Genomic DNA, 12494 nt, shown 5'->3' with positions numbered 1-12494 from the left:
CGCACAGCGGAACCTTACCGCCAAACCCGCCCATCGCGCCACGATTGCATCGACGTGCGCGATCTGCGGCGGTCAAGAAGCGAAGTGGACACGGAGAACACAGAGGACCACAGAGGACACGGAGAAGAATGAATTCTAGTGCGCAAAGCGCGCCTTCATTCCTCAGCCCGACGGCAAGGAAGCATCCAGGCTCAGCTCTTCTCCGTGTCCTCTGTGGTCCTCCGTGTTCTCCGTGTCACCTTCTCTTCCTTGAAACCGCCCCCCCTCAACCCACCGCCCGCGTCAGCATCGGAAAATGCGTATTCCCCCCGGAAAACGCCGGAAACCGCTTGAAGTCCGCCCGCATCTCATGCCGCACCGGCGAGTTCAAAGCTGCCGTCAGCGCCTCCGGTGAATCGAACACCACCTTGTTGCGCTGCATATGTTCCACCCGCGCGAACGGCACGAACCCGCACCAGTCGATGCGGGTATAGATCTCGATCTGCCGTATCCCCGGAAACCGCGCCATGATCGGCGGATGGTGATCGATGTAATGCGCCAGCCACACATTCAGGTCCTCGGCCGCGCCCTCATAGGCCACCAGATAGGTGCAGGGCAGGGCGCCCGCCGGCGTGCGGAAGGCCGGGTCCGGCACCGGAAACGCGCGGGCCAGCATCGCCTGCTGCGTCACCTCGGCCCCCGCCAGGCTCGGCGGGCACGCCGCCCCGGCCAGCGCCTGCAGATGCCCTCCGGCCGCAAGCGCCGCCTCCAGCGCCGCGATCTCTGGGAAATACAGTTGCAGCGCCAGCGCCGGCGACGGTCCGTCGTTCAGATAGGGGTCGCTGGTCGTCGCCGGCGTGTGGATCAGCGCCTGCGCCAGCCCCGGCGTCCGCGCCAGGAATCCCGCCAACGCATCGATCTCGGCGGCGCCGGCTTCGGCCGCACCCCGGAACGTCGCAAACCAGCAGAACGTCATCACGCCCCTCGCGTGTTCAGATACGTCGCATACAGGCTCGTGGTGCCGCAGATGAACAGCCGGTTGCGCTTGGGTCCGCCGAAGCAGCAATTCGCCACCACCTCGGGAATGCGGATCAGCCCCAGCTCGGTGCCGTCCGGCGCATAGCAGCGCACCCCGTCGCCGGAGCTGGTCCACACATTGCCCTGCACATCCACCCGCAGCCCGTCGAACAGGCCGACAGTGCAGGTGGCGAAAACCTCGCCCCCCGTCAGCGACGTTCCGTCCTCCACCACGTCGAACACGCGGATATGGCGTGGCAGGTCGTCGCCATGGGTGAAGCCGGTATCGGCGATGTACAGTTTCGACTCGTCGGGCGAGAACGCCAGCCCGTTCGGCTTCTCGAAATCCGTCGCCACCGCCGCCACCGCGCCGCTTGCGGGATCGATCCGATACACGTGGCACGCGCCGATCTCCGACGCCGCCGCATCCCCCTCGTAGTCGGAATCGATGCCGTAACTGGGATCGGTGAACCAGATGCTGCCGTCCGACTTCACCACCACGTCGTTCGGCGAGTTGAACCGCTTGCCCTGCCAATCGCGCGCCAGCACCGTGCGGCTGCCGTCATGCTCGGTGCGCGCCACCACCCGGCTGCGATGGTGGCGCGCACCAGCCGCCCCTCCCGGTCCACGGTGTTGCCATTGGAGTTATTGGCCGGCTCGCGGAAGACGGAAACCGAGCCGTCCGTCTCGTCCCAGCGCAGCATCCGGTTGTTGGGAATGTCCGACCACACCAGGTAGCGCCCGGCCGGGAAATAGGCCGGCCCTTCGGCCCAGCGGCACCCGGTGAACAGCTTCTCCACATGCACGTTGCCCATCACGAGCCGGCGGAATCGTGGGTCCCGCACTTCGAAATCGCTGGTCAGCATCGTTTCGTCTTCCCCCTCTGCGCCCGCCAGGATGGGCCGGCAGGGCAGGGCAGGCAATGCGCCCGGGCCATACGCGCCAGGGCCATCAGGTATGCGTGCCGGAACATCGCAAGTGATGTTCTGGACATCAATGTTGCAGGGTGGTATGGCCTTCCCTTGCGAAACGGAGCGTTCATGATTACCGCCGCCCAGATGCGTGCCGCCCGGGCCCTGCTCGGTATCGACCAGCGCCAGCTTGCCGAGCTTTCGGGTGTCTCGCTGCCGACCATCCAGCGGATGGAGGCGAGCGAGGGCAATGTGCGGGGAGTCGTCGACACGCTGACCAAGGTGGTCGAGGCGTTCGATGCCGCCGGCGTCGAGCTCATCGGCGAGAACGTCAGAAGCGTCGGCAACGGTCGCGGCGTGCGCTTCAAGATCCCCAGAACCCCGAACGGCGGTACCGATTAGCGACAGAAACCCGCGACGGCGGCCGCCGGATTCATCACCCGACGATGCCGCCGCGCACGCGGCTGGAAAGAACGGATTGTGATGGTTGCGCCGACACGTGAGCCTACCTTCGCCGAACAATTCACCCCCAAGCTGGTCACCATCCTGCGCGAGGGCTATGGCCTCGCCGGCCTGAAGGCCGACGCCCTTGCCGGCCTGACCGTTGCGATCGTGGCACTGCCGCTGTCCATGGCCATCGCCATCGCCTCCGGCGTCACGCCGGACCGGGGCCTCTACACCGCGATCGTCGGCGGCTTCATGGTCTCGGCCCTGGGCGGCAGCCGGTTCCAGATCGGCGGGCCGGCCGGCGCCTTCATCGTCCTGGTGGCGGCGACCGTCGAGCAGCACGGCGTCGATGGCCTGATCCTGGCAACCATGCTCTCCGGCCTGATCCTGCTCGTGGTCGGGTTCCTGCGGCTTGGCACCTTCATCAAATACATCCCCTATCCGGTCACCGTGGGCTTCACCTCCGGCATCGCGATCATCATCCTGGCCAGCCAGTTCAAGGAGCTGCTGGGCCTGACCCTGCCGGGCAAGGAGCCGGGGCCGTTCATCCCGAAGCTCGAGGCCCTGGGTGCCGCGCTGCCGACGATCAACGTCGCCGCGGTCGGCGTGGCGGCGCTGTCGATCGGCATCATCATCGCCCTGCGCCGGTTCCGCCCGCACTGGCCGGGATTCCTGATCGCCGTCGGCCTCGCGTCAGTGCTCACCTGGCTGTTCGGCCTGCCGGTGGAAACGATCGGCACCCGCTTCGGCGGCATCCCGCAGACGCTGCCGGCGCCGCATCTGCCGGACCTGTCGCCCGAGAAGATCAGCGCGGTGCTGCCCGCGGCCCTCTCCTTCGCGCTGCTCGGCGGCATCGAGAGCCTGCTGTCCGCCGTGGTCGCGGACAGCATGACCGGCCGCCGGCACCGCTCCAATTCCGAGCTGGTCGGCCAGGGTGTCGCGAACGTCGCTTCGGCGCTGTTCGGCGGCTTCTGCGTCACCGGCACCATCGCGCGCACCGCCACCAACGTCAGAACCGGCGCGCGCGGGCCGGTCTCGGGCATGCTGCACGCGGTCTTCCTGTTCCTGTTCATGCTCGTGGCCGCTCCGCTCGCCAGCTACATCCCGCTCGCCGGGCTTGCCGCCGTGCTCGCCGTCGTGGCCTGGAACATGGCCGAGAAGCACCAGTTCGCGGTGCTGATCCGGGCCTCGCGCGGCGACGCGATCGTGCTGCTCGCCACCTTCCTGCTCGTCGTCTTCCGCGATCTGACCGAGGGCATCATCGTCGGCTTCGGCATCGGCGCGCTGCTGTTCCTCCACCGCATGGCGCAGGCCGTCGAGATCGAGGGCTCCCGGTTGATCGTGGAGCCGGACCTGCCCGACACCATCAACGGCAACGGCCGCAAGCCCTATGACGTGGCGCTGGCGACGGACCCGGACGTGGTCGTCTACCGGATTTCCGGCGCGTTCTTCTTCGGCGCGGCCGCCAGCGTCGCCGCCGCGCTCGATCGCATCGGCGAGCACCCGAAAGCCTACGTGATCGACTTCTCGGCGGTGCCGGTCGTCGACTCCACCGCCGCCGCAACGATCCAGGGCTTTGCCCGCCAGGCGCGGCGGCACGGCGCCGCCGTCTACCTCGCCGGCGCCCGCCCGGCCATCCGCCGCGTGCTGCTGACCCACGGCGTCCGCCCGCCGCTTGTCCGGTTCAGAAGCACGCTGTCCGACGCGCTCTCGGCCGCGCACCGGAAAGCCGACGGGGCGCAGGACACCGATCCCGCACCCGCCAAGGTGGCGTAAGGGGGGCACCGGGCCGCCCATTCACCACGATCGCCTGCGCCGGACCGCCACGCCAATCGACAATGATGCGCGCCGCCCGGATCGCGTATACGTTTCCCTACCGAGTGGAACGACCGCCGTCACGGGACATTCCCCGCCGGCAACCAACATCGGCGAGGGCCCCGTGGAATCGATGCTTGATGCCTGGCTCAAGGACCGCCCCTGGCTGCTGGCCGACGGCGCCGCCGCCACCAACCTGTTCGACCGCGGCCTCGCCCCCGGCGACGCGCCGGAGCTGTGGAACGAGTCCCGCCCCAGGGACATCCGCCGCCTGCACCAGGACTTCATCGACGCCGGCGCCGACATCATCCTCACCAACTCCTTCGGCGCCAACGCCCGCCGCCTGCGGCTGCACGACGCCGAGGACCGCACCCACGCCCTGAACGAACTGGCCGCCCGCCACGCCCGCGCGGTCGCCAACGCCGCCCAGCGCCAGGTCATCGTCGCCGGCTCCGTCGGCCCCACCGGCGATCTGCTCGCCCCCCTCGGCCCGCTCACCGAGGACGAGGCCGTCGCGGTCTTCACCGAGCAGATCCAGGGCCTGAACGCCGGCGGCGCCGACCTCGTCTGGATCGAGACCATGTCCGCCATCGCGGAGATGCGCGCCGCCGCCACCGCCGCCGCCCGCGTCGGCATGCCCTACGTCGTCACCGCCAGCTTCGAGGCGGCGGGCAGCACCAGCACGGGCGTCACCCCCGCCGCCATGGCCGAGGCCGCCGGCGCCTTCTACCCCGCGCCCCACGGCATCGGCTGCAATTGCGGCGCCGGCCCCGCCGACCTGATCTGCTCCGTGCTCGCCCTCACCGAAGCGATGCCGGACGCCGTCGTCATCGCCAAGGCCAATTGCGGCCTCCCCCAGCGCCAGGGCGACCGCCTCATCCATCCCGGAACGCCCGAGCTGATGGCCGAATACGCCCGCCTGGCCGTCGACGCCGGCGCGCGCATCATCGGCGGCTGCTGCGGCACCACCGCCACCCACCTGGCCGCCATGCACCAGGCCCTGGCCGCGCACACGCCCCGCCCGCGCCCCGATCCCGCCCAGGTGGTGGCCGCACTCGGCCCCCTCGCATCCCCGCCGCTGCAACCGGCGCGCTGAAACCGGGGCAGGGAAGGGAAGTGGACACGGAGAGCACAGAGGGCCACGGAGGACACGGAGAAGGGCCGTGCGGGGGCGCTGGCCTTGCCATGCGGCTTGAGAGGAAGGCGCGCTGCGCGCGCAAGCATTTCTCTTCTCCGTGCCCTCCGTGGCCCTCCGTGATCTCTGTGTCCCCTTATCTTCCTTCCCGCAACATCGTGCATGACGCGACCCGCCTTGCCGGTCTAGGAACGCGCAGGCACAGACAGGAGACCATGCCCGTTGGCACCCAGGCCGGATGAAGGCGAACGCTTCCTCGACGCGCTGAAGGCCAGCCCGCGCCCGGGCGCCCCGCCCGCATCCGACGACGCCGCCTTCCTCCATGGCGTAGGCGAGCGCCTGCGCCTGCTGCGCGCCCGGCGCGGCATGACCCGCCGCATCCTCTCCCGGCAATCCGGCGTCTCCGAACGCTACATCGCGCAGATGGAAGCCGGCGGCGGCAACGTCTCCATCCTGCTGCTGCGCGCCATCGCCCGCGCCCTCGGCGTCCCCGCCACCGACCTGCTCGCCGACCAGCCCGAACACGCCGCCGACACCGCGCTGTTGGACGATCTGCTCGCCCGCCTGACCCCCGACCAGCGCCGCGAAGCCCGTGCCCTGCTGGCCCGGCATTTCGGCGCGCAGCCACACCCTGGCCGCGCCACCCGCATCGCGCTCATCGGCCTGCGCGGCGCCGGCAAATCCTCCCTCGGCCGCCGGCTCGCCGAGCAGCGCCGCGTGCCCTTCTACGAGCTCGACCGCGAGATCGAGCGCGAAGCCGGCACGGAGCTGCGCGAGATCTTCGAGCTGCACGGCCAGGGCGGTTTCCGTCGGCTGGAACGTGCCGCCCTGGAACGCCTGCTCGCGACCGGGTCCGGCGCCGTCATCGCCACCGGCGGCAGCATCGTCGCCGACGCCGCCACCTTCGCCCTGCTGCTGAGCCACTGCCGCACCGTCTGGGTCCGCGCCGCGCCAGAGGAACACATGCAACGCGTTCTCGACCAGGGCGACCTCCGCCCCATGCAGGACAACCGCCAGGCCATGAAGGACCTCCGCGCCATCCTCGCCAGCCGCGAATCCCTCTACGCCCGCGCCGACCACATCCTCGACACCTCCGGCCAGACGCTGGACGAAAGCGTCAACGCCCTCGTAACGCTCCTGAAGTAAAACACCATCTTCCCCCTCCCCTTGCGGGAGGGGCCGGGGGAGGGGTGCCTACCGAAGACCGCCAGATAGCCCCGCACCCAACCTGCGCCACCACCGCGCCACCCATCACCCGCCCGGCCTACCCGACAACCGCCTGCGGCCGCCGCTCCAGCACCTCGTAATGCCCCGCGCGCGCCTCGAACCGCGCCAGCACCGCCCGCGCCTGCGCCGGCACGTGGCTCGCCGCGTAGTCCTCGCCGGTAAACGCCTTGATCGCCTCGATATCGTCGAACCACATCAGGGTCACGAACTCGACCTCATGGCCGACCGCGCGCCGCATCAGGTCGATATGCCGGAACCCCGCAATGCCCCTTTCCTCGATGCCCGGAATCACCTGCCCCCGAACCACCGCCTCATAGGCGGCCGCATTTCCCGGCGTGGTCCAGCCACGCCATATCCGGCAGATCATCGCTCCCGACCTCCGCGGTTGAGCTTGCAGGCTCGCACAGCCGCCCGTCCGCGTCCCGGCGCAGGCGGCCCGCGCCGCGATCAACATGTCGCAGGCGCATACCGGCGGCCATGAAGAATGACCGCTGGTACGAGTCGTTATTTTGCGCACCGCCGCCCACCAAGCCCGCGACAGGCACGCGCTTGCGTGCCGCAAGCGGATCGGCGCGCGATACCAACGGCCCCTGACGATGGAAGGGTCATCGTCAAGGGCCGTTGGCATCAATCCCCGCGCACGCCGGCCGCCAACGCCACCTCGCGCGCCACCGCCGCGCGAAAGCACTCGGGAATGTCCCGCGCCTTCCCGGTGTCCCGATCCACGAACACGCAGACATAGCGCCCCTCGAACGACACCCGCCTGTCCGCCACCGTCCGGCCCACCAGCTCGAACGCCAGCGACGACCGCCCCGCCTGCTTCAGCGCCACCGTCGTATCCAGCGCGTCGCGCGGCGTCACCGACGAGCGCATGTCCATGCTCATATGCACGAACGGGCTGCCCATGTTCATGTCGTGGTTCAGCCGGTACCAGTCGATGCCCAGCCGGTCCAGGAACCACTCCTCGATCGCCTCCATGCACCACTGCGGAAAGCGCGCGGTATAGGCGATATTGGCCGCATCCGTGTCCCACCACGCCACCCGGCGCCGATGCACGAACAATCCGTTGGTCCCTGTCATGTGGTCCCTGTCATGCCGTTCCGCATCCAGACCGCCAGTTCCCGCCAGCGCGCTCCCAGGTAGCGCTGCCTGCGCCCCTGCGCAACGCGGATACGCCGCGGCGTCAGGCGCGCGCCCGGCAGGGTCCGCGCATGCCTCACGAAAGCGCGCCCGGCCTGCGTTAAGTTGACAAGGCCGGCCTGTTCCCGGTGCCGCGCGGCGGAGCATCCTGAGGCGACAGGAACCCGCCGGGATTCAGCCCGCCCATCGAAGGAGGAGGCTGTCATGCAACGACGCACCCTGCTGGGCGCGACGGCCACAGCCGTCGCCGCCATGGCGGCCACACGCGCCGCCGCCGATCGCCTGCCGCTGGGCGACCTCACCGGCACGCGCTATCCCGATCCGCGCGTCGAGGTGCTGGACAAGCGGTTCAAGTACAAGGTCGGCAACGCCGCCATCGAGCGCATCGCCACCGGATTCCGCTGGGCCGAAGGCCCGGTCTATGTCCGCGACGGCGGCTATCTGCTGTGGAGCGACATTCCCAACAACCGGATGATGCGCTGGCTGGAGGAAGACGGCCATGTCAGCGTCTTCCGCACCCCCTCCAACTACAGCAACGGCAACACCCGCGACCGCCAGGGCCGGCTGCTGACCTGCGAGCACGACGCGCGCCGCGTCACCCGCACCGAGCCCGACGGCACCATCACGGTGCTGATGGACAGCTTCAACGGCAAGAAGCTGAACGCACCGAACGACATCGTGGTCGCCGCCGACGGTGCGGTGTGGTTCACCGATCCGGGCTACGGCATCTTCGGCGACTACGAAGGCCACAAGGCCGAGCTGGAGCTGCCCGCGCAGGTCTACCGGCTGGACCCGGCCACGGGAAAGGCCACCGTGGTCGCGGACAGTTTCGACAAGCCGAACGGCATTGCCTTCTCACCCGACGAGAAGAAGCTCTACATCATCGACAGCGGCATCACGCATGGCGGGCGCTCCAACATGCGGGTGTTCGACGTGAACGGCGACAAGCTCGCCAACGACAAGATCTTCGCCGAGAATTTCGCCCCCGGCTTCACCGACGGCGTGCGGACCGATACCGACGGCAATGTCTGGTGCAGCATGGGCTGGGCTGATCCGAAAGAGGACGGCGTGCGGTGCTACGCCCCGACCGGCGATCTGATCGGCAAGATCCATCTGCCGGAAACCTGCGCCAATCTGTGCTTCGGCGGCAAGAAGCGGAACCGCCTGTTCATGGCCGCCAGCACGTCGGTTTACGCCGTGTATGTCGACGCCGCCGGCGCGCTGAAGCCGTGACTTTCCGGGTGCGGCCGAGGGACGCACGCCCCGGCCGCACCACGACGCCCCGCCGGGCCGTCGCCGCTCACTTCGGCCGCGTCAGCGCCAGCCAGCCTGCCATCAACCGCTGGGCCTCGTCGGCAAAACTTTCCGCCAGCACCCGCACGGCGCCGATCCGGTCGATGCGGAAGTGCCGGTAGTCGTTGCGCAACTCGCACCAGGCGCAAATCAGCGTGGCATCGACGTAATACTCCACGGCGATCGGCCGCACCGTCCGGCTGGTGTTGGCGTTATTCGCATCGACATACGCAATCCGCAGCTTGCGCGCATCGCGGATGGCAGAGCGGATTTCCGAGAGATCGACAATGCCCGGCGCCGGCGCGCCGCGATGCGAGACATGGAAGGGTGCCGCCACCAGGTGCCCGCGCATCCCCTCCGGCACGACGGAAGCGAGCTTGGCGACGACGGTGCGCGCCGCGGCGGTCAGCCCAGGGTCGCCGGTCCGATGCAGCAATTGCAGTCCGATCGCGATCGCCTCGGCCTCCTCGTCGGTGAACATCAAGGGCGGCAGCTCGAAGCCGCGGCGCAGCACATAGCCGAGCCCCGCCGCGCCCTCGATCGGCACGCGCCGCGCCTGCAGCGTCGCGATATCGCGATAGACGGTGCGCGGCGCGACCTCAAGCTCGGCCGCAATAGCCGCCGCAGTAATCGGAGTGCGCGCGAGCCGCAACACCTGGATGATGTCGAACAGCCGATCCGCCCGACGCATCGACCCAATCCCAAACGCTGCTGACAGCACGCTGTCAGCAAGGGGAGCGTAGTCTCCCCATCATCCAGCAGGAAGGAGTTCCGTCATGTCGATGATCTTTCCACGCATCCCCTCGCATCAGCTCCCGGCGCCGAACTGGACGCCGGAGACGGTCGGGCCGAGCCATCCGCCCCAGCAACCGGACCAGCCCCGGCTGCTCGCCTTGATCCGCGCAGCTTGGCGGCGCCGGCGTTCCCGCATCGACCTGTCACGGCTCGATGCCCGCATGCTCAAGGATATCGGCCTGACCTACGCCGATGTCGACCAGGAGGCGAACAAGCCGTTCTGGCGCCCGTGATGAACGACGCCTGAGAGGCCCGGGGGTTCGCGCGGAGACGCACCGAACCCCCGGCACAGGCCCGAACGGGCGCTGATCGCCCCACATCATTCACCGAATGGTGATCGCTATACGCTGCGGGGCACGCCCGGCTGACCCAGCGTGCATTCGAGACTTTCACGGTCCCACTGCCCGGCATCGGCGGCGGCGGCGTAGGTCGTCTGAAGGAATGCCAGCAATGTCGCGCGCGGATCGCCGGCGGTGCGAACCGCGTCATAAGGCAGGATGAACTCGCCGAGCGCTGCGTTGTAGGCCGCGGCCGCAGGCTCGATGCGCGCCGTGCGATAGCCGGCCGGCTCCGGATAAGCGTAGGAATAATACGCCGCCTCGGGCGCGCTATCGTTGCCCGGCCAGAACCCGGCGCTGCTGACTTCGTGGGAGTAGGCCTCGCGCACAACGGCGTCGGGAAGGTTCGCCACGCCACCGGGATGCAGCGGCGCGCGCCGCCCCGAGAACCGGGTGACCGCCAGATCGAAGCTGCCCCAGAAGAAGTGCACCGGGCTGACTTTTCCCAGAAAGCCGGTGCGGAACTGCGCCATGACGCGATCGCTGAGCAGAAGAACCTGCCAGAAGCGATGCGCGTAATCGGCATCGTAGGCCCTGTGCTTCTGGTCCTGGTCGAACGGAATCGCGTTAGGGATTTCGTTCGGCGTCTTGTGAATCGCCACGCGAATGCCGATGCCCTGAAGCGCCGCCATCACGACGGCGTAGAAATCCGCAACCGAACGCGGCCTCAGCGCGATCCTGCGCAGGGCGCCACGACTGTCGGAGATCACGAGATGATGATCGATGAAGTCGAAATCGATCGAGAACGAGCGGTCCCCATACGGGATGGGCGAGGTGCCCAGTCCGCGCACCGTTACGTACAATGTGCTGTGCCAGGAGTGGTTGACCCAGGGCGTCAGGGCAAGCCGGATCTTGCCCACGATCTGGGTCCATAAATGGAGAGTCGCGCACGTATCCCGCCAGGCGGAATACGAAAGCTCCGGCCATTGCTCCCGCTCTACCACCGGCTCGTTCTGCGACATGACCATCTCCCCAACCGCCCTTCCGCCGATATGGCGGCTACCAGGGCGGCACCCTAGTGTCCTGCCCCGTCAGTACGTCTCCGCGTGATACCGCCCGCCTTCCAGCATCCGCGCCCGCAGCGCCGGCCAGTCGATCCCATATTGCCGGCCGATATCGCTCATCGCCTGCTCGACCCCATCCTCCAGCCCGCGCAGCCCGCAGACGAAGACATGCGTGGTCTCCCGCCGCAGCAGCTCCGCCACGTCGCCGGCGCGCGTGCGCATCCGGTCCTGCACGTATTCGCGCGGCGCCCCCGGCCGGCGCGAGTACACCAGCTCCTTGTCCAGCACTCCGGCCGGCACTTTCTGCAGCGGCCCGAAATACGGCAGCTCCTGCGGCGTGCGCGCGCCGAAGAACATCAGCAGCTTGCCGCGCACCGTCGAGCTGGTGCGCCGCCGCCGCTCGGTGAAGCCCCGGAACGGGGCCGCCCCCGTGCCGGTGCAGATCATCACGATGTCCGCATCAGGATCGTCAGGCATCAGGAAGGTGGCACCATACGGCCCCACCACCTGCACCTTCTCCCCCAGCTTCAGGTCGCACAGATAGGTCGACGCGACGCCCTGGAACACGCCGCCATCCCGCGGCTCCCGCACGCGCTTCACCGTCAGCGCCAGGTTGTTCGTGTTCGGCCGCTCGCCGTCGCGCGACGAGGCAATGGAATACAGCCGCATCGCATGCGGCCCGCCCGCCGCATCCGTGCCCGGCGGCAGGATGCCGATCGACTGCCCTTCCAGCACCGGAAACGGCACCGTGCCGAAATCAAGAATGATATGCCGCACATCGGATTCCGCATCCGCCGCGGTGATGCGGAAATTCCCCGTCACCGTGGCGATCGCCGGATTGTCGCGATTGAACAGATTGATCCGCGGCTTGGACGCCGTGGCCGGCGCGCGCGCCCGCCCGCCGGCCCGCGCATGCGCTTCGGCCAGCAACGCGGATGCTTCATCCTCGATCGCCTCCAGGGATTCGGTCGCACCCTCGGCCGGCCGCGGCGGCAGCTCGTTCCAGCCGAACTGGTCGTCCACCGTGAACGGCTGCTCCACCATGAACCAGTTGTCGATGGAGCCGGTGGGGCAGGGGGCCACACAGTCCATGCAGAAATTGCAGACGGCGGCATCGACCACGTAGTTGTTGGCGTCATGCGTGATCGCGCCCACCGGGCAGGTCGCCTCGCAGGTGTTGCAGCGAATGCAGATTTCCGGATCGATCAGATGCTGCTTCACGCGCGCCACGGCGGTCATTGCCCGACTCCCCATCTGCCAAGGCAAGGCCAGGGGCTTTGCCCCTGGACCCCAGCAAAGGCGAAGCCTTTGCAATCCCACACTCTCTTGGCTGTATCAACGATCTTCAGTTGATATCAACTGAGGAAAGCGCGCTCAGCCAAGAGAGTAACGG

14 protein-coding genes are annotated in these 12494 nt (G+C 68.6%); 6 read left to right on the top strand and 8 right to left on the bottom strand.

Annotated features, from left to right (window positions below):
- Positions 1 to 265 precede the first annotated feature (265 nt).
- Genes OL599_RS19055 through OL599_RS19045 form a run of 3 tightly spaced genes read right to left on the bottom strand, consistent with a single transcriptional unit; the run spans position 266 to position 1862 of the window.
- Positions 266 to 955: an EthD domain-containing protein gene (locus OL599_RS19055; protein WP_264715480.1), complete on the bottom strand. Its 690-nt coding sequence runs from the start codon at positions 953 to 955 to the stop codon at positions 266 to 268.
- Positions 955 to 1578 (bottom strand): SMP-30/gluconolactonase/LRE family protein, encoded by a 624-nt coding sequence (locus tag OL599_RS19050; protein ID WP_264715479.1) that lies wholly within the window; start codon positions 1576 to 1578, stop codon positions 955 to 957. The genes OL599_RS19055 and OL599_RS19050 overlap by 1 nt, the downstream gene beginning before the upstream one ends.
- Positions 1488 to 1862, bottom strand: coding sequence for an SMP-30/gluconolactonase/LRE family protein (locus OL599_RS19045; RefSeq protein WP_264715476.1), 375 nt, complete (start codon positions 1860 to 1862; stop codon positions 1488 to 1490). Before OL599_RS19045 ends, OL599_RS19050 begins: the two co-directional genes overlap by 91 nt.
- Before the next feature lie 174 nt (positions 1863 to 2036).
- Between OL599_RS19045 and OL599_RS19040 the strand changes: the two genes are divergently transcribed.
- From OL599_RS19040 to OL599_RS19025, 4 genes are all read left to right on the top strand, one after another.
- Complete coding sequence (locus OL599_RS19040) at positions 2037 to 2309, top strand: helix-turn-helix domain-containing protein (RefSeq protein ID WP_264715475.1); 273 nt, start codon at positions 2037 to 2039, stop codon at positions 2307 to 2309.
- 81 nt (positions 2310 to 2390) lie between these two features.
- Positions 2391 to 4130 carry a SulP family inorganic anion transporter gene (locus tag OL599_RS19035; protein ID WP_264715474.1) on the top strand — a complete coding sequence of 580 codons (1740 nt, stop codon included), beginning with the start codon at positions 2391 to 2393 and terminating at the stop codon, positions 4128 to 4130.
- Positions 4131 to 4302: 172 nt separating this feature from the next.
- Positions 4303 to 5265, top strand: coding sequence for a betaine--homocysteine S-methyltransferase (gene bmt / locus OL599_RS19030; protein WP_264715522.1), 963 nt, complete (start codon positions 4303 to 4305; stop codon positions 5263 to 5265).
- Positions 5266 to 5526: 261 nt separating this feature from the next.
- Entirely contained in the window at positions 5527 to 6450 is a 924-nt protein-coding gene (locus OL599_RS19025) for a helix-turn-helix transcriptional regulator (RefSeq protein WP_264715473.1), read from the top strand.
- Positions 6451 to 6568: 118 nt separating this feature from the next.
- On the opposite strand, the gene OL599_RS19020 is transcribed toward OL599_RS19025, so the two are convergent.
- Positions 6569 to 6898 carry an antibiotic biosynthesis monooxygenase family protein gene (locus OL599_RS19020; RefSeq protein WP_264715472.1) on the bottom strand — a complete coding sequence of 110 codons (330 nt, stop codon included), beginning with the start codon at positions 6896 to 6898 and terminating at the stop codon, positions 6569 to 6571.
- Positions 6899 to 7158: 260 nt separating this feature from the next.
- Positions 7159 to 7611, bottom strand: coding sequence for an acyl-CoA thioesterase (locus OL599_RS19015; protein WP_264715471.1), 453 nt, complete (start codon positions 7609 to 7611; stop codon positions 7159 to 7161).
- A gap of 264 nt (positions 7612 to 7875) precedes the next feature.
- Between OL599_RS19015 and OL599_RS19010 the strand changes: the two genes are divergently transcribed.
- The gene (locus tag OL599_RS19010) at positions 7876 to 8904 is read left to right on the top strand and encodes an SMP-30/gluconolactonase/LRE family protein (protein ID WP_264715470.1); all 1029 of its coding nucleotides are present in this window, start codon (positions 7876 to 7878) and stop codon (positions 8902 to 8904) included.
- 67 nt (positions 8905 to 8971) lie between these two features.
- On the opposite strand, the gene OL599_RS19005 is transcribed toward OL599_RS19010, so the two are convergent.
- Positions 8972 to 9655, bottom strand: coding sequence for a helix-turn-helix transcriptional regulator (locus tag OL599_RS19005; RefSeq protein ID WP_264715469.1), 684 nt, complete (start codon positions 9653 to 9655; stop codon positions 8972 to 8974).
- A gap of 85 nt (positions 9656 to 9740) precedes the next feature.
- Between OL599_RS19005 and OL599_RS19000 the strand changes: the two genes are divergently transcribed.
- A complete protein-coding gene (locus tag OL599_RS19000; protein ID WP_264715468.1) occupies positions 9741 to 9992 on the top strand; it encodes a DUF1127 domain-containing protein in 252 nt (83 codons plus the stop codon).
- A 107-nt stretch (positions 9993 to 10099) separates the two neighbouring features.
- On the opposite strand, the gene OL599_RS18995 is transcribed toward OL599_RS19000, so the two are convergent.
- Positions 10100 to 11059, bottom strand: coding sequence for a DUF5996 family protein (locus OL599_RS18995; protein ID WP_264715467.1), 960 nt, complete (start codon positions 11057 to 11059; stop codon positions 10100 to 10102).
- 69 nt (positions 11060 to 11128) lie between these two features.
- Entirely contained in the window at positions 11129 to 12340 is a 1212-nt protein-coding gene (gene boxA, locus OL599_RS18990) for a benzoyl-CoA 2,3-epoxidase subunit BoxA (protein WP_264715465.1), read from the bottom strand.
- Positions 12341 to 12494 lie beyond the last annotated feature (154 nt).

It is taken from the genome of Limobrevibacterium gyesilva (assembly GCF_025989185.1).
GTDB classification, from domain to species: Bacteria; Pseudomonadota; Alphaproteobacteria; order Acetobacterales; family Acetobacteraceae; genus Limobrevibacterium; species Limobrevibacterium gyesilva.
Note: the sequence above shows the minus strand (reverse complement) of the source record. Positions and strands in the feature narration are given on the sequence as shown.